Annotated in this window: 17 protein-coding genes; 15 read left to right on the forward strand and 2 right to left on the reverse strand. The window is 59.7% G+C overall.

Going from position 1 to position 17,341, the window contains the following annotated elements:
- Positions 1–77: 77 nt before the first annotated feature.
- Complete coding sequence (locus ABVS15_RS10925) at positions 78–1,772, reverse strand: DAK2 domain-containing protein (RefSeq protein ID WP_369283711.1); 1,695 nt, start codon at positions 1,770–1,772, stop codon at positions 78–80.
- Positions 1,773–1,793: 21 nt separating this feature from the next.
- Positions 1,794–2,144 (reverse strand): Asp23/Gls24 family envelope stress response protein, encoded by a 351-nt coding sequence (locus ABVS15_RS10930; RefSeq protein WP_293010544.1) that lies wholly within the window; start codon positions 2,142–2,144, stop codon positions 1,794–1,796.
- A 287-nt stretch (positions 2,145–2,431) separates the two neighbouring features.
- Between ABVS15_RS10930 and rarD the strand changes: the two genes are divergently transcribed.
- The 15 genes from rarD to ABVS15_RS11005 all read left to right on the forward strand — a co-directional run bounded on the left by rarD (position 2,432) and on the right by ABVS15_RS11005 (position 17,257).
- Entirely contained in the window at positions 2,432–3,325 is an 894-nt protein-coding gene (rarD, locus tag ABVS15_RS10935) for an EamA family transporter RarD (protein WP_369283712.1), read from the forward strand.
- Positions 3,316–3,888, forward strand: a complete 573-nt coding sequence (gene rsmD / locus ABVS15_RS10940) for a 16S rRNA (guanine(966)-N(2))-methyltransferase RsmD (RefSeq protein WP_369283713.1) — start codon at positions 3,316–3,318, stop codon at positions 3,886–3,888. The genes rarD and rsmD overlap by 10 nt, the downstream gene beginning before the upstream one ends.
- Positions 3,885–4,385, forward strand: coding sequence for a pantetheine-phosphate adenylyltransferase (gene coaD, locus ABVS15_RS10945; RefSeq protein ID WP_369283714.1), 501 nt, complete (start codon positions 3,885–3,887; stop codon positions 4,383–4,385). Before rsmD ends, coaD begins: the two co-directional genes overlap by 4 nt.
- Positions 4,386–4,390: 5 nt before the next feature.
- On the forward strand, positions 4,391–4,939 hold the full coding sequence (locus ABVS15_RS10950) for a hypothetical protein (RefSeq protein WP_369283715.1): 549 nt from the start codon (positions 4,391–4,393) through the stop codon (positions 4,937–4,939).
- Between the two features lie 353 nt (positions 4,940–5,292).
- Positions 5,293–5,709, forward strand: coding sequence for a division/cell wall cluster transcriptional repressor MraZ (mraZ, locus tag ABVS15_RS10955; RefSeq protein WP_293007436.1), 417 nt, complete (start codon positions 5,293–5,295; stop codon positions 5,707–5,709).
- Between the two features lies 1 nt (position 5,710).
- Complete coding sequence (gene rsmH, locus ABVS15_RS10960) at positions 5,711–6,649, forward strand: 16S rRNA (cytosine(1402)-N(4))-methyltransferase RsmH (RefSeq protein WP_369283716.1); 939 nt, start codon at positions 5,711–5,713, stop codon at positions 6,647–6,649.
- A gap of 29 nt (positions 6,650–6,678) precedes the next feature.
- Positions 6,679–6,852 (forward strand): DUF6440 family protein, encoded by a 174-nt coding sequence (locus ABVS15_RS10965; RefSeq protein WP_369283717.1) that lies wholly within the window; start codon positions 6,679–6,681, stop codon positions 6,850–6,852.
- Positions 6,853–6,921: 69 nt separating this feature from the next.
- A complete protein-coding gene (locus ABVS15_RS10970; RefSeq protein WP_369283718.1) occupies positions 6,922–7,485 on the forward strand; it encodes a hypothetical protein in 564 nt (187 codons plus the stop codon).
- 112 nt (positions 7,486–7,597) lie between these two features.
- Positions 7,598–9,997 (forward strand): penicillin-binding transpeptidase domain-containing protein, encoded by a 2,400-nt coding sequence (locus ABVS15_RS10975; RefSeq protein WP_369283719.1) that lies wholly within the window; start codon positions 7,598–7,600, stop codon positions 9,995–9,997.
- A gap of 113 nt (positions 9,998–10,110) precedes the next feature.
- On the forward strand, positions 10,111–11,559 hold the full coding sequence (locus ABVS15_RS10980; RefSeq protein ID WP_369283720.1) for a UDP-N-acetylmuramoyl-L-alanyl-D-glutamate--2,6-diaminopimelate ligase: 1,449 nt from the start codon (positions 10,111–10,113) through the stop codon (positions 11,557–11,559).
- A gap of 123 nt (positions 11,560–11,682) precedes the next feature.
- On the forward strand, positions 11,683–12,666 hold the full coding sequence (gene mraY / locus ABVS15_RS10985) for a phospho-N-acetylmuramoyl-pentapeptide-transferase (protein WP_369283721.1): 984 nt from the start codon (positions 11,683–11,685) through the stop codon (positions 12,664–12,666).
- 32 nt (positions 12,667–12,698) lie between these two features.
- Entirely contained in the window at positions 12,699–13,970 is a 1,272-nt protein-coding gene (gene ftsW / locus ABVS15_RS10990; protein ID WP_369283722.1) for a putative lipid II flippase FtsW, read from the forward strand.
- A 35-nt stretch (positions 13,971–14,005) separates the two neighbouring features.
- The gene (murG, locus tag ABVS15_RS10995) at positions 14,006–15,136 is read left to right on the forward strand and encodes an undecaprenyldiphospho-muramoylpentapeptide beta-N-acetylglucosaminyltransferase (protein ID WP_369283723.1); all 1,131 of its coding nucleotides are present in this window, start codon (positions 14,006–14,008) and stop codon (positions 15,134–15,136) included.
- A 66-nt stretch (positions 15,137–15,202) separates the two neighbouring features.
- Positions 15,203–16,471, forward strand: a complete 1,269-nt coding sequence (murA, locus tag ABVS15_RS11000) for a UDP-N-acetylglucosamine 1-carboxyvinyltransferase (RefSeq protein ID WP_369283724.1) — start codon at positions 15,203–15,205, stop codon at positions 16,469–16,471.
- A 21-nt stretch (positions 16,472–16,492) separates the two neighbouring features.
- Positions 16,493–17,257 (forward strand): cell division protein FtsQ/DivIB, encoded by a 765-nt coding sequence (locus ABVS15_RS11005; protein WP_369283725.1) that lies wholly within the window; start codon positions 16,493–16,495, stop codon positions 17,255–17,257.
- Positions 17,258–17,341: the final 84 nt, after the last annotated feature.

Here is a 17,341-nt window from a genome sequence, read left to right on the forward strand (position 1 = left end):
TTATGTGTAAAAAGAAAGGTCCCGGCGAACGCTTTGCGTTCGCCGGGATCGATTTTTTATGGGAAAATAGGAAAAACTCACTCCATGGAGATGATATAGTAGTACACGGGCTGCCCGCCGGAGAGAACCGCCACCTCCGCGTCGGGACAGGCCGACTCAAACAGCTCGGCGGTTTTCCGGGCATCCTCCTCGGACACGTCCTCTCCGAAATAGACGGAGATGAAGGAACTGCCCCGTTCCCGGGCATCCTGCGCCAGCTTTTCCGTCAGTGCGGCAATCGATTTGTCGGTGCCGAACAGCCGTCCCTCTTCCAAAGCAAGGAAGTCGCCCTCTTTGATGTCGAACCCGTCAAAGTCGGAGTTTCGGGCAGCATAGGTGATCTGGGCGGTGGTGACGGAGGAAAGGGAATCGGACATAGCGGCGGTGAGGACTTCGGTATCCTGTGCCTCAAAGTCCACGTTCATCATGGCGGTGACGCCCTGAGGTACAGTTTTGGTGGGGATAACCACCACGTTTTTCTCCGTCAGGGCGGCGCACTGCTGGGCGGCCATAATGATGTTGCCGTTGTTGGGCAGGATAAACACAGTTTCGGCGGGAATGGCATTCACTCCGTCCAAGATGCTCTCGGTGGAGGGGTTCATGGTCTGCCCGCCGGACACCACGCCGTCGGCTCCCAAATCCCGGAACAGGGCCTCCAGCCCCGCCCCGGCGCATACCGCCAAAAAGCCGTATTTCTTCTCCGGCGGGGCGATGCCCCGGGGGGCTTCCTGCTCTGTCTGCGCCTCAAGCTCGGCTTCCACCGCGTCCAGATCGTCGGTGCTCTGGGCCTGCCGTCCGGCGGCCAGCGCATCTGCCTGGGTGCGCATATTTTCGATTTTGGCCAGCTCAAGCGTGCCATATTTCTGGGATTCCGTCAGCGCCGCGCCGGGAATGTTGGTATGGACGTGGACCTTGAAGGCCTCGTCGTCCTCTCCGATGACCAGACTGTCGCCGATGCTGTTCAGATAGGCCCGCAGGGGGTCCAGAGAGAGATTCGCGGAGGCCTTGCGCACAATATACACCGTGTCAAAGGCGAAGGTGATTTCATCGGAGGAAAGACCGCCGAAGTCCGCCTTCTCCTTCTCCGGCGCTCCCGCGTCGGACAGCTCCGGCATCGGCTCGCCCCGCAGCTCGGCCAGCATTCCGTCCAGTATGAGGAGGAAGCCCTTGCCGCCTGCGTCCACCACGCCGGCCTTTTTCAACACCGGGTTCATGTCGGTGGTCTGGGTCAAGGTCTCATAGCCCACGCGGATGGCGGAATCCAGCATGGCTTCCAGCTCCAGTCCTTCCGCCGCCGCGTCCACCGCCCGCTTGGCGGTGAGCCGGGAAACGGTGAGCACTGTGCCCTCCGCGGGCTTCATCACCGCCTTATAGGCGGCGGAAACGCCCTCCTGCATGGCGGCGGCGAATGTGGCCGCGTCGGCGTGTTCCCGGCCCTTCAATCCCTTGGAAATACCCCGGAACAAAAGAGAGAGAATCACGCCGGAGTTCCCCCGTGCGCCACGCAACAGGGCGGAAGCTGTGACGGAGGCGGCCCGGTCAACGCTCTCCGGGTCGCACCGGCGCAGCTCGTCCACGGCGGCGGCAATGGTCATACTCATATTGGTTCCGGTGTCTCCGTCGGGGACGGGAAACACGTTCAAATCGTTTATCGCCTGCTTCTGGGCGGACACGGCGGCCGCTCCGTGCAGCACCATCCGCTTAAAAAGCGCACCGCTGATTTGTTTGTTCATCTGTTTTGAGCCCTCCCTCGGTCACAGAGTCATGGAGTCGACGCACACATCGACCGCCTTGACCTCCACGCCGGTATTTTTGGTGACCATATAGCGCACCTCGTTCATAATGGAGCTGCACACCGCGGGAAGATTCACGCCGTTTTCAACAATGATATGAAGCTCGATGGAGACGGTGCCGTCGTCATTGGCGGTGACGCTGACGCCCTTGCTCATGGCCTCCCGCCGCAGGAGATGGACCAGACCGTCCGTCATGGAGCGATAGGCCATGCCCTTCACGCCGAAGCAGTTGGTGGCGGCAATGCCGGTGATGTTGGAAAACACGGCGCTGCTGATGGTGACGGCGCCCTGTTCGGAATTCAGTTGGATCATAAGCGCATTCTTCCTTTCCATAGGCCGGTCCCCCGGGGGAAACACCGACCGAAAATGTGCCGTTTCGCATAGTCAGTTGGTTATTATATACGATTTTACGCAAAAGCACAAGAGCAACCGGCACAATTCCGGGGGCATTTCCCCGCCGCAGATTTAAAGGCCCCATGCGCTCCGCGGGAAAAAAGAGGAAAAGTACGGATTTCTTATTGAAAAAAAACGCGCCGTGGCGTACAATTGTAAAATATTAAATTTAAACGGCCTGTGGGCCGGGAGGGACAGGCAGGGACATGAGAAGGGGTGCGCTATATGTTGCGGCATGCTATGCCGCATGGGGAGTATTGCCCCTTTTTTGGAAAACCCTGGGAACGGTGGATCCCGTATATGTGCTGTCGGCCCGGATTTTCTGGTCCATGGCCATGATGCTGCTTTTGCTGACGGTCCGGCGGGAGTGGGGCTGCGTCCGCGAGGTACTTGGCAGGCGGAGGGAGACGCTGCGTCTGGCCGGGGCCGGGGCGCTGATTACCGTGAACTGGGGCCTCTATATCTGGGCGGTCAACAACGCCCACATTCTAGACGCCAGCCTTGCTTATTATATGATGCAACCCCTGTCGGCTGTTTTGGGAACGGCGCTGTTCCGTGAGCGGCTGACGCGTTTGCAGTGGTTTGCCACGGCTTTGGCGGCGGCGGGCGTTGTGATCGCCTCCTTCCGCTTTGGCGTGTTTCCCTGGGTGGCGATGGGGATCGGCGGGAGCTTCGCGCTGTACAGCGCGGTGAAGAAGACGGTGAAGACGGACGCGAATGCGGCCCTCTTTTTTGAAACCGCCGCCGTGACGCCGCTGGCCCTTCTCTGGATCGCGGTGGCAGATGCCCGGGGCGCCGGGGCCATAGGAGTGCTTCACGGGGCGCAGTGGCTGCTGCTGCCCCTTGCCGGGGTAGTGACCACGATTCCGCTGATGCTGTTTGCCGTTGGGATTCGGACCACGTCCTTGTCATTGTCCGGCGTGCTGATGTATATAAACCCCACGCTGCAGCTTTTGCTGGGCGTGCTGGCGTTTCATGAGAAATTTACACTGACCCATGGAATTTTGTTCGGCTTCGTGTGGACAAGCCTTGCGATTTTCCTGATTTCCGACCATTTGAAACGGAAAAAAACAATGAAGGAGAGCAAACCATGCGAGTAATCACCGGCTCCGCACGGGGCAGACGGCTCAAAGAGCTGGAGGGCATGGATACCCGCCCCACCACCGACCGGGTGAAGGAGGGCCTGTTCAGCGCCCTGCAATTTGAAATTGAGGGGCGCAGGGTTTTGGACCTGTTTGCAGGCACTGGCCAGCTTGGCATTGAGGCGCTGAGCCGCGGCGCGGCAAGCTGCGTCTTTGTGGACCGGCGCGCCGACGCAGTGAAGCTGATCCGGGAAAATCTGAAGGTCACAGACCTGACCGACCGGGCCAGAGTAGTGACAGGGGACTCTTTGGAGGTTTTGTCCTCCCTGAAGGAGAAGTTTGACCTGATTCTTCTGGACCCGCCCTATGCGGCGGGGCTGCTGGAGGAGGCGTTGGAGCGTATTGTCAGGTTTGACATTTTGACGCCCCATGGTATAATTGCGGCGGAGGCTCCTGCCGAAAAAATTCTGCCGGAGCCGGCGGCCCCCTATCGGATGGGCCGCACCTACCGTTATGGGAAAATTGCCGTGACGCTTTTCCGCAGGGCGGGAGAGGGAGAGAGCGAGGAATCGGCCACATGAGAACAGCAATTTGCTCCGGCAGCTTTGACCCCATCACTCTGGGGCATTTGGATATTATCAGAAGGACGGCTGCCTGCTTCGACACGGTTTGGGTCTGCGTCAGTCCCAATGCGGCAAAGAAGAACCAGATGTTTACGCCGGAGCAAAAGCTGCGGCTGGTGGAGGCGTCGGTTGCGGAATACCCCAACGTCCATGCGGAGCTGTGGTCTGGCCTTCTGGCGGATTACGCGGTCCGCCACGGAGCGGACATCATCGTTCGCGGTGTGCGCAACGCCACGGACTGGGACATGGAGCGGGAGCTTGCACGCATCAATGAGCATCTCCGCCCGGGGCTGGAGACGCTGCTGCTTCCCGCCGCCGCAAAATATGAACATTTCAGCTCGTCCATGGCGCGGGAGATGATTCGCTACGGACAGCCTTTGGAGGAGTATCTGCCCCCTGCGGCGGCTGAGCTGGTGCGCAAGATAAGAGAAGAGACGAACAAAGAGGGAGCGTGAAGCCGATGCCCAACAATACAAATAATGATGTCAGCCGCCTGATTGACATGCTCTACGAGCAGATCGAAGACGCGAAATCCCCGGCGCTGAAGCCCAATATGAGCATGGTGGACCGGGATGAGCTTTTGGATCTGCTGGACGAGCTGCGCGCCCAGCTTCCCATCGAAATCAAGCGGGCGCAGGAGCTGCTGGCCGCCCGGGACAAATTTGTGGAGGACGCGAAGCGGGACGTGGAGCGCATGATGCGCCAGGCGGAGCTGGAGGTCAAGGCCAAGGTGTCTGACAGTGAGGTTCTCACTGCTGCCCGCCAGAAGGCACAGACCATTGTCAGCAACGCCGAAGAGCGGTCCAAGCGCCTTTATCAGGTGGCCAACGAATACGCAGAGGACGCGCTGGCCCGCACGGAGGAGGCCATTTCCATGGCGCTGGACGAGGTGAAGCAGTCCCGCATCCGCTTCCGCAGCGTCTCTGCCAACAAGATGCAGGAGCAGCGCCGTCGCCTGGACAATCCCGACGAGGGAGCAGACGGGGATTCTCAGCAGGAGGAAACCTGAAAATTTTGTGAAAAATCACCATAACGGTCTATGGAATTTTGCACCAATTCCCGTATGTGGTATGTAAGTCTTTGAAAAAAGTTCCCCAACACAACATGTTGTGTTGGGGAACTTTTTCGCTTTATGTCAACGAATGCAACTCTTTGGAACATCTGTTTCAAAATACAGAAATTTCGACAAAAGTTGGCAAAAGAACCTGATTTCATCCACGCAGAGATTCCAAAAAACCTCTTGCAATTCCAGGGAAGTTTGATTATACTCAGAGATGCGAGTGGGGATAAGTGGTGATATTAGGTGACAAGTGGTGAAAAGTCCACCTCAATCCCACAAAACGAAAGGGAGGGACCGCGCCGATGACGGGAACCAATCAGCACACAATCGACGCCAAGGGCCGTCTGGCCATCCCTGCCAAGCTGCGGGAAGAGCTGGGAGACGTGTTTTACGTCACCATCGGCCCCGATCCCTGCCTGACCATTTATTCCGACGAGAGCTGGGCACGGCTAACCGAAAAGTTCGAGGCGCTGCCCTATTCCAAGGCCCGCGCCCTGCGCCCCCTGTTTTCCAACGCTGTCCGCTGCGAGCCGGACGGACAGGGCCGCATCCTGATCCCCCAGAAGCTGCGGGAATACGCCCGCCTGAAGAAAGACGTGTCTGTCATCGGCGTAAGCTCCCGTGCAGAGATTTGGGACAGCGCCACCTGGCAGGAGCTGGAGAAGCAGGAGCTGGAAAGCGGCAACATGCTCTCCGCCATGGAAGAGTTGGATTTCTGATATGGAGTATTTGCATAAGCCCGTGCTGCTGAACGAGAGCATTGAGGCATTGAACATCCGTCCCGACGGAATCTACGTGGACGGGACCCTTGGCCGCGCCGGGCACTCAAAAGAGATTGCCCAAAGGCTGACAACCGGGCGGCTGATCTGCATTGATCGGGACGGGGCCGCTATTGACGCCGCGAAGGAGCGGCTGGCCCCTTGGCTGGACCGGGTGACGCTGGTCCGGGGCAATTTTTCCGAGCTTGCGGAGATCCTGAAAAGCTGCGGCGTTTCCGCCGCGGACGGATTGCTGTTTGATCTGGGCGTGTCGTCTCCCCAATTGGACGACGCGGCCCGTGGTTTTTCCTATATGCACGACGCGCCGCTGGACATGCGGATGGATGCTTCCGCCCACCTCACCGCCCGCCGGGTGGTGAACGAGTGGAGCGAAGCCGAGTTGCGGCGCATTCTCTATGACTACGGCGAGGAGCGGTACGCGCCCGCCATCGCCCGGGCCATTGTCCGCGCAAGAGGGGACAGGCCTGTGGAAACCACCCTTGAGCTGGTGGAGCTGATTAGGTCCGCCATGCCGGCCAAGGCCCTTAGGGAAAAACAGCACCCCGCCAAGCGGAGCTTTCAGGCCGTCCGCATCGCCGTCAATGGCGAGCTGGACGCGCTGGAGCCCATGGCCGAGGCCGCTGCCGAGGTCCTTGCCCCTGGGGGAAGGCTGGCGGTAATTACGTTTCATTCTCTCGAAGACCGCATCATAAAGCGGGCCCTGCTGGCGCAGGCCCGGGGCTGCACCTGCCCGCCGGAGTTTCCGGTGTGCGTTTGCGGCAACAAGCCGAAGCTGAAGATTCTGACCCGCAAGCCCATTGTCCCCAACGAGGAGGAGCTGGCGGAAAACCCCCGCGCCCGCAGCGCGAAGCTCCGTGTGGCGGAGAAATGCGGGTCGTGATGGCGCGGAATGCGAAAGGAGCGGACGGTATGAGGCCCAGATTTGAGGAGATTTATACGCAGGGAACTCTGACTCAGACGGAGATTTGGGTGGACCATGAGACGGGTGTGCACTATTTGTTCCACCGCAGCGGCAGCGCGGCGGGCTTAACGCCGCTGCTGGACCGGGACGGGAGCCCGGTGCTTGCGGAAAAAGAAAACTAAGGGAACGGCGTTCCCTGAAAATGCGCGAAGCGCGAACTGTGTGAAGTACAAAGGATAGGAGGAATGGGCATGGCGGCTGCGGCAGCGCGGGATTTGCGCTATCCCCGGCGAGGGGCGACAAACGGGAATCTGGCATATGATCTGGACTTTGAGCTGCGGGAGCGCCAGCTGTCCCACGCGGGGGAGCTTCCCCGGCGGCGGGAGGAGGCCGCGGCTGCTCCGCGGGTGCGGTCTGCCGCTTCAGTGCAGGTCCGGGAACGGCAGCACATTTCCTTCTTGACGGTACTGAGCTTTGGTGTCGTGGCGGCGCTGGCGGTGATGACGCTGCTGTGCTACGTGCAGCTTACAAGCTTGTCCAGCGACGTGGTGGCTTTGAACAAGGAACTGTCCACACTTCAGACTGAGAAGGTCATTCTCACCGCGCAATACGCCCAGATGTTTGATCTGGATACGGTGAAAAAAGCGGCGGAGTCCGCCGGAATGGCAAAGCCCGGCAGCGGGCAGACCTATTATCTGGACCTCAGCGGCGGAGACAGCGCTGTGGTGTACAAGGAAAAAGAGGCGGGGCTGCTGGAGCGGCTTGCGACCTCGCTGAACCACGGCGTTTACGCAGTGGTGGAATATTTCGACTGAGGCGCAATACAGTGAACAGGGGGAGTAAGAAGGAGGGCCGCTCCTTCTTACTCCCTGAACCTTACCGGGACGCGAAACGTGTCGAGCGTCGTTTTCAGGATGGAGGATATCAATGACAAAGCCAGGCAAACGCAGAAAAAGCGACGCCGCCCGCTGGGCAAACCAAACGGTCCGAAACCGGACGGTGCTGATGATGGGAATTTTGGGCATTGCGGTATTTGTGGCGCTGCTGTTCAAGCTGTACAGCCTGCAAATCGTGCGGCACGAAGAGCTGCAGGAAAAGGCCGTTGCCCAGCAGACCCGCAGCGCGGTGGTCACCGCCTCACGCGGCGCGATTTACGACAAAAACGGGGAAATCATGGCGGTTTCCGCCTCGGCGGAGACGGTGTGTATTTCTCCGCGCGATATTGAAAACAGTAAGGATACGCAGGACCCGGAGTTTGTGGCCCGGGGCCTTGCCCGCATTCTGGAGCTTGACGAGGCCGCCGTTCTCAACAAAATGGCGGATACAAACTCCCAGTATATCGAGCTGAAGAAAAAGGTGGAGCAGAAGACCGCCGACGAGGTTCGCCGCTTTATCAACGGGGAAATCGACGATGAGGGGAATGCTTTGACGAAGCTGGATGAGGATGGGAAAACCATTCTCATCAGCGACCCCTCCAAGCGCCCCGTCCGGCTTCAGGGCATTTTTCTCAACGCCGACTCCAAGCGCTATTACCCCTATGGTACGCTGGCCTCTCAGGTCATCGGATTCGTAGGCAGCGAGAATACGGGACTGTACGGTCTGGAGGCCAAGTATGAGGATGTGCTGGAGGGAACCTCCGGCCTGACCGTCACCGCCAAGACCAATACCGGCGAGGATATGCTGTATCAATACGAGCAGTATTACGACGCGGAAAACGGCGACAGCCTGATGCTGACGCTGGATGTGAGTGTCCAGTCGGTCCTTGAAAAGGGCATTGAGTCCATGGTGGATAAGTTTGGGGCGAAAAACGGCGGAACCGGCATCGTCATGAACGTGAAGACCGGCGGGATTCTCGCCATGGCCTCCTATCCCACCTTTGATTTGAACGATCCCTTCACCATTTACGATAAAAAGCTGAAAGCGCAGACCGAGGCGGATTTGGTGAAGGCGTTGGCCGGCCTTACGGAGGGGAGCGAGGAATACACCGCCGCCCGCAGCCAGGTAAACCGCGCGGCGCTGGGCGAGCAATGGCGCAACCGCTGCATCAGTGACACCTATGAGCCCGGCTCCACATTCAAGCCCGTCACACTGGCGACGGCGCTGGAGGAAGGGCTGGTGAACCTGAATTCCACCTTCACCTGCACCGGTTCCATCCGGGTGCCCGGCTGGAACAAGCCCATTTACTGCTCCAACCACAGGGGCCACGGGCTTCAGGACCTGATGCAGGCCACCGGAAATTCCTGCAACCCGGCTTTTATCACAATGGGTCTGAAAATCGGAACGGAGAAATATTATCAGTATCTGAAGTCCTTCGGACTGATGGAGAAAACCGGCATCGACGAAATCAGTGAAACCACAGGCCTGTTTGCCAGCGAAAAGGACTTTGGCACCAACGTGGTGTCTCTGGCCTCCTATTCCTTCGGCCAGACCTTCACCGTCACACCGCTTCAGGTCATCCGCGCGCAGGCCGCCACCATCAACGGCGGATACCTGCGCACGCCGTATCTGGTGGAGCAGGTGGTAGATGATCAGGGGAACGTCAAGTATCAGCACGACTCCACTCCCGTGCGTCAGGTCGTCAGCAAGGAAACATCCGACACCGTGCGCGAGTGCCTTGAGTACGTGGTGGCCTCCGGCACCGGGAAAAATGGGCAGGTGGTGGGCTACCGCGTCGGCGGAAAAACCGGTACCGCCGACAAAACCGGAAACCCCGACAAGGAAGTTGTGGTGTCCTTTATGTGCTTTGCCCCGGCGGACGATCCGGAGGTCATTATGCTCATCACCATGGATACCCCCAGCCGAAACACCGGCGTCTACGTCTCTGGCGGCAACATGGTGGCCCCCACTGCCAGCTCCGTCATGGGTGAAATTCTGCCCTATGTGGGCGTGGAGCCGGACTATACCGCCGAGCAGATGGTGGGCGCGGACATCACCGTGCCCAACGTGGTGGGCCAGACGGCGGAGGCCGCGAAGGAACGAATTACAAATCTGGGCTTTACCTGCCGCACCGTGGGCGATGGAGCAACTGTTACCGATCAGACGCCCCTTGGCGGCTCCATCATTCCCGGCAGTGCATCGGTGATCCTGTATCTGGGCGAGGAGAAGCCCAATACGCCCAGCACGGTTCCCAAGATTGTGGGTATGACCGCCGCCCAGGCAAACGCGGCGCTCACCAACGCAGGGTTGATTATGCGGGTGTCGGGCGCCACCTCCGCCAGCAGTGGAAATGTGTTTGCCCTGAACCAGTCTGTGTCGCCCGGGGCGGAGGTCCCGGCGGGAACGGTGGTCACCGTGCAGCTTGGCGCGCAGGGCAGTATGGCGGACTGACAGCTTTTGCATGGTTTTGAGCACCTTCTCCCGTATACTTTGCAAATCGCGCCGGATATACTGTGAATGGTATATTACTCACCATTCCACACTGTAAAGGGGCGTATTCAGAGATGAAATTAAAGGATTTGCTTGTCGGCGCGGAGGTGCTGGAACTTCACGCGGACGAAAACATGGAGATCTCGGGGGTCAGCTATGATTCCCGAGAGACGAAGGCGGGGGACCTGTTTGTGGCCATCAGCGGCTATGCCATGGACGGCCACGCCTATATCGGCAAGGCACAGGCGGCCGGCGCAGTGTGCACGGTCTGCGAGAAAAAGCCGGAGGGGGAGATTCCCTTCGTGCTGGTGAAGGAGTCCCGGCGGGCGCTGGCAATTCTGGGGGCCAACTGGTTTGGCCATCCGGCAAAGCAGATGGTTATGACCGCCGTCACAGGCACCAACGGAAAAACCACCACCACCTATCTTCTCAAGGCCATTCTTGAGCAGGAGGCGGGCGCGAAGGTGGGCCTGATCGGAACCAACCAGAACATGATCGGCGGGGAGATTCTCGCCACAGAGCGAACCACACCGGAGAGCTTTGAACTCCACAAGCTGTTCCGCCAAATGCTGGACGCGGGCTGCACCCATGTGGTCATGGAAACGTCGTCCCACGCACTGTACGAGGGACGGGTGCACGGAATCCGGTACGACGTGGGCGTGTTCACCAACCTGACGCAGGACCATCTGGATTTCCACGGGACCATGGAGGACTACTGCGACGCGAAAGCCATCCTGTTCCAAAACTGCGGCGTGGGTATTTACAATGCTGATGATCCGTGGTCCGGGCGGCTGCTGCAACGGGCCACCTGCGAAAAATATGCCTACGCGGTGGAGGCCCAGGCTGCCCTGCGGGCCGAGGAAATTGAGCTGGGAGCGGACCATGTGGCCTTCACCGCCGTGACGAAAAACGGGCGGGTGAAAATTTGGGTTGGCATTCCCGGCGAATTTATGGTATATAATACGCTGGACGTATTAGCAGCGGCGCTGAAGCTGGGCGTTCCCCTTGAAAAGAGCGCCGAAGCCCTGCGCCGGGTCCCCCATGTGAAGGGCCGGGTCGAGGTTGTGCCCACGCCGGGGCGGGACTATACCATTTTGATTGACTATGCCCACAGCCCTGACGGTCTTAAAAATGTGCTGACCGCTGTGAAGGGCTTTGCCAAGGGGCGCACCGTGGCCGTGTTTGGCTGCGGAGGGGACCGGGACCGGACAAAGCGGCCCCAAATGGGAAAAATCGCGGCGGAGATTGCGGACTATGTCATTGTGACCTCCGATAATCCCCGCACGGAGAAGCCCGCCGCTATCATCGACGAGATTCTCGCCGGGCTGGAGGGAACGCCCACGGCCTATGCCGTGGTGGAGGACCGGGTGGAGGCCATCCGCTTTGCCATGGACAACGCCAGGGAGGACGATGTGATCGTTCTGTGCGGCAAGGGGCACGAGACGTATCAGGAAGTGAACCACGAAAAGCGGCACATGGACGAACGGGAGATTGTGGCGGAGCATCTGGGAAGGGTGCGCTGAAGCGCCCGGAACAGCGCGCGCACCCCGTTTAAAGGACAGCTCCCGCATATGCGGAGAAGCGCGCGTTTTATACGGAGACTGCATGAGGGAAGGACCCGGCCCCGCCGGGTAAGGGGTAGGCACATGGATATTGCAAATTTGCTGGCGGCGCCGGTGAGCTTTTTTCTGACGCTTGTCATCGGGAAATTTCTGATTCCCGAGCTGCGGAAGCTGAAGGCCGGACAGGAGATTCGGGAGGATGGTCCCAAATGGCATGCCGGAAAGGCCGGGACGCCCACTATGGGCGGCATCATGTTCATCATCGGTACGGGTGTGACGGTGGTGGCCTTGGGCTGGCGGCAGATGCTGGCAGGCGAATTCGTCCATCTGTACGTCTATCTGTTTGCGCTGGTGTTCGGACTGATCGGCTTTGTGGACGACTATCGCAAGGTGCGCCAGCACCAGAACGAGGGGCTTACCGCCCGGCAGAAGTTTATTTTGCAGCTGGCGGCGGCGGTGGTGTTTTTAAGCATCATGCGCTATGAGGGCCTTTTGAGCAACCGCCTTTATATTCCCTTTGCAGACGTGACGCTGGAGCTAAACTGGGTGATGTATCTGGCCTTTGCGGCCTTTGTCATCGTGGGTTGCGTCAACGCTGTGAACCTGACCGACGGAATCGACGGGCTGGCCACCGGCGTCACCTTTGTGGTGATGATGTTTTTCGCCGGGGCCACGGTTGCGGCCTATGGGGGGCTGAGCCTGGTTTCCTCCGCCTTGGCGGGGGGACTGGCGGCGTTCTTTGTTTACAACTGCCACCCGGCAAAGACATTCATGGGCGACACCGGGAGCCTGTTTCTGGGCGGTGCGGTGGCGGCGCTGGCGTTTGCAATGGATATGCCGCTGGTGCTGGTTCCCATAGGGCTGATTTATATTGCGGAAACGGCGTCGGTCATTATTCAGGTGGCGTATTTTAAGGCCACCCATGGCAAGCGCTTTTTCAAAATGGCGCCGCTGCACCATCATCTGGAGCTGTGCGGCTGGAGCGAGGCGAAGCTTGTGACGGTGTTTTCCCTCATCACGCTGGTGGGTTGTGTCGTGGCGTGGCTGGGCATTCAGGGGAGAATTTGACGCGTCCGCCAAACGGAGAAGGGGGAGTGCCGATGGTCCGGGAACGCAAACCGAATAACGCACGGCCTCGTTCTTCCCGGGGGGACCGGGACCGAGGGTTCAGCTCCGTCCGTCGTCCCGCCGTCAGCCGGGAGACGCTTTTGGCCCGCCAGCGGGCCAAGGAGGAGCGTCTGCTTCGGGAACAGGAGGGGCGGGAACTGGCCAGAGGGCCGATTGATCTGCCCTTCTGTCTTTTGGTGCTGCTGCTGACCGCCATCGGCCTGATCATGCTGTTTTCCGCCAGCTTTCCAAGGGCCTATTACGAAAGCGGCAACCCGACCTATTACGTGTCGAAGCAGGGCGTATTCGCCATTATGGGCGTGGCGGCCATGGCATTTGTGGGAAAAATCAACTACCAGAGGTTCCGGGCCCTTGCAAAGCCCCTGCTGTTTCTGGCCATTATTTTGCTGGTGCTGGTGATTATTCCGGGCAACCCTATCGCCTTGACCCGGAACAATGCCACCCGTTGGCTGGGAATCCCCAACACCGCGCTGCAATTTCAACCCTCAGAGGTGGCAAAGCTGGCGGTGGTGCTCTATTTTTCTGATACCGTTTCCAAAAAGAAGGAGCGGATGCAGACCTTTCGTTACGGTATCCTGCCCTACAGCGTGATTCTGGTGGTGCTGGCGGGGCTGATGATGCTGGAGCCTCACCTGTCCGGAACGCTGCTGATCTTAGGCGCAGGAGCCGCCATCATGCTGGTGGGCGGTATCAGCTGGAAGTGGGTTGCCGGGGCGATGGGTGTGGCCGCGGCAGGGATGTACGCCGTGGTGGGAATCGTCGGCTACGGTGCGTCCCGCATCGCCATGTGGCACAACCCGTTTATAGACCCACGGGGAGACGGCTATCAATTGGCCCAGAGCCTGTTGTCCATCGGCTCTGGCGGGCTTTTGGGCGTGGGCCTTGGGAAAAGCCGGCAAAAATTCATGTATCTGCCGGAGGAGCACAACGACTTCGTATTTTCCATCGTGTGCGAGGAGCTGGGTCTGATTGGTGCGGCAGTGATTATGCTGCTGTTCGCGGCGCTGATTCTGCGGGGATACTGGATTGCCCTCCACGCCCGGGACCGGTTTGGGAACCTGCTGGCGGTGGGCATTACCACGCTGCTGGCTTTCCAGACCTTTTTGAACATGGCAGTGGTGACGGGGCTGCTGCCCACCACCGGCGTCTCCCTTCCCTTTTTCAGCTATGGGGGGACGGCGCTGACTATTCAGCTCTTTGAAATGGGCATTGTATTGAGCGTGTCCCGACAGATGAAAATGTGATGCGGGGCACGCAGACTTTAAGGAAGTGTTTTAAAATGGGCAACGCGCCCGGACGGGTCATTTTCACCTGCGGGGGGACGGCGGGACATGTCAATCCCGCCGTCGCTCTGGCGCAGTTGATGCTGGCGCGGAAGCCGGATACGGAGATTTTATTTGTAGGTGCGGAGCGGGGGCTTGAAAAGGACCTGATTCCAAAGGCGGGCTTCGCCTTTCGCACGGTGCACATCTCCAGCTTCCACCGCTCGATGAAGATGCCGGAAATCAAGCACAATTTAATCTCCGTGGGAAACTATCTCCGGGCGCCCAGAGAGGCGCGGCGTATTCTCCGGGAATTTCGCCCCCAGGTGGTCATCGGCACCGGGGGCTATGCCAGTTTTCCCATGGTAAAGGCGGCGGCAAAGCTGGGAATCCCCACTGCTGTCCACGAGTCCAACATGGTCCCCGGGCTGACCACCCGGCTGCTGGAGCCTTTTGCCGACCGAATTATGGTGGGCTTTGAGGAGTGCCGGGGGCAGTATCGCCATCCGGACAGGGTGGTGGTCACGGGAACGCCGGTGCGGGGCGATTTTTTTACCCGCACCAAACAGCAGGCCCGGGAGGAGCTGGGGATTCGGGACGAAAGGCCCCTGATTGTTTCATTCTGGGGCTCTCTGGGCGCGGCGGGAATGAACGGGGAAATGGCCGCGTTTTTGTCTCTGGAATCGGCAAAGGAGCCCTTTCACCACATTCACGGGGCAGGCGGGGGATACGACGCGCTGCTGCGGACGCTGAAGGAACGGGGTGTAGACCTTAAGCGGCATCCGTCGCTGGAAGTGCGGCCCTACATTTATGATATGGACCGGGCCCTCCGGGCCGCCGATCTGGTGCTGTGCCGGGCTGGCGCGTCCACCATCAGCGAGCTGACGGCGCTGGGTGTTCCGGCGCTGATTGTACCCTCTCCCTATGTGACCAACAATCATCAGGAGAAAAATGCAAGGGTTTTGGAGCGGGCGGGCGGTGCCTGCGTTTTGCTGGAGGACGATGCCAGCGGGCAGGCCCTCTTTCAAAAAGCTTGTGAAATTCTTCGGGACGACGCCCGCCGCGCGTCCATGTCCGCCGCCATGGAGAAGCTTGGCATTCCCGACGCGGCGGAGCGCATCTATCAGACGGTGTTGGAGCTGCTGTAACCCTTAAAGGCTCCCCACGCATACGATGGACTGTTGAACCATTCTGTATGCGGAGGGAATTGCATTATGAGTCAGATCATCGTAAAGGGCGGGAACGCTCTTTCCGGCTCCGTCCGGGTGCAGGGCGCCAAAAACAGCGCACTGCCCATCCTGGCGGCCACGCTTTTAAACCGGGGGGAGACGGTTCTGAAAGGCTGTCCCCGACTGCGGGATGTGGACGCGTCGGTCCGCATTCTCCGGCATCTTGGCTGCGAGGCCCGCTGGGAGGAGGATACGCTGACGGTAAACACCGCCGGCATGAATTGCTGCAATATCTCCGACGCGCTGATGCGGGAGATGCGATCCTCCGCCATTTTCCTTGGGGCCGTGCTGGCCCGCTGCGGTCAGGCGGATCTCAGCTATCCCGGGGGCTGCGAGCTGGGACCAAGACCCATTGATTTACATTTGGCAGGCCTTCGGGAGCTGGGGGCCGACATCCGGGAGGACGGCGGGCGGCTTCGCTGCTCCGCGCCCCGCCTTGTAGGGCGGAAGGTGGTGCTGAGCCTGCCCAGCGTGGGCGCCACGGAAAATCTGATGCTGGCGGCCTGCGGAGGAAGCGGCGTCACGTCCATTTACAACGCCGCGCAGGAGCCGGAGATCGTGGATTTGCAGGATTATCTGTGTGCCTGCGGCGCAAAGGTTTCCGGTGCGGGAACCTCCACCGTTACGGTAGAGGGCGGCGCGCAGCTTTTTGGCTGTACGTACACCGTGATGCCCGACCGCATTGCCGCGGCTACTTATCTCTGCGCGGCAGCAGCCGCGGGGGGAGAGGTTCGCCTGACGGGTGCCAAGGAAGGGCATTTATCCACCGTGACGGCGGCACTGCGGGAGGCGGGCTGTACCGTGGCGGCGGATGAGGAGGGCATCACCCTGCGCAGACGGCGGGCGCTGCGTGGCATCCGTCCCATTCATACCGCGCCCTATCCGGGCTTTCCCACCGACGCGCAGGCCGTTTTAATGGCGGCGCTGGCCCGCAGCCGGGGCGCAACCGTATTTGAGGAAAATATTTTTACAAACCGCTTCCGCCATGTCGACGAGCTGAGCCGCATGGGGGCGGATATCCGAGTGTCCGGCCGGGTGGCTGTGGTCAACGGGGTGGAACGGCTCCACGGCGCCTCCGTACAGTCCACGGACCTGCGGGGCGGGGCGGCGCTGTGCGTGGCCGCACTGGCGGCGGAGGGCGAAAGCGCCGTGTCCGGCGTAGAGCACATTGACCGGGGCTACGAAGACCTCGCGAAAACACTTGCAGAGCTGGGAGCCGACGTCCGCCGGGACGAGGGGAACAGCGAGGAATAGAGACAGACTGGAGTACGGCAGATGGCCAGACGAAGAAATTACAACAGAAAGCGAAGGGGGAGATTCGGACTCCTCTATAAGCTGCTGTCCGTTTTGGCCATCTGCGTCGTGATTGTGGTGGCGCTGACCCTGTTTTTCCGGGTAAATACCATTGCCATCACCGGGGAGGGCCGCTATTCCGAATCGGAAATCATTGAGGCCTCCGGCCTGAAAACAGGCGACAATTTGCTTCTGCTGAATAAATACGCCATTGCAAAGGACCTTCAGCGGAAGCTACCCTATATCGCACTGGTGCGCATCAATCGAGTCCTGCCCGACACGCTGGCAATCGACGTGGCGGAGAGCGACGCGGCTTTGGCGGTGGTGCAGGAGGGCTATACGTGGCTTGTGAGCCCGGAGGGCAAAATTGTGGAGCAGAGGGCGGTGGGTGCCGCCGCCGATTTCGCGAAAATTGAGGGCTGCGAGCTGCTTTCTCCGGCTGTGGCCACTTTTCTTCAAATGCCCACAGAGCGCCTGACACAGCAGGAGAGCCTGCTGGCGCTGATGGGCGCGCTGGACGAGCAGGAGATGCTGGGCGAGGTGAACTCCATCCGGTTGGATGATGCAGCGGTGCTGACCATGGAGTATATGGAGCGGTTTCGCGTAGAGCTGCCTTATGGCGCGGACTACGCCTATAAGCTCCGCACGCTCCGGGCAATCCTTGACAGCGGAAGAATCGAATCCAACGAGACGGGCGTCCTCCGCATGACAGGCGACAACGGTCAGAACGTGTTCATTAAGGACTGATTGGAAAAACTGCGGAAAAACTGCGGGAAGACTTGACCCGGAGCGCAAAGTGTCTTATTATTAGTAAGAATAGGGCTATGCGTG

The organism is Oscillibacter sp. GMB15532, assembly GCF_041020825.1.
Classification (GTDB): Bacteria; Bacillota; Clostridia; order Oscillospirales; family Oscillospiraceae; genus Oscillibacter.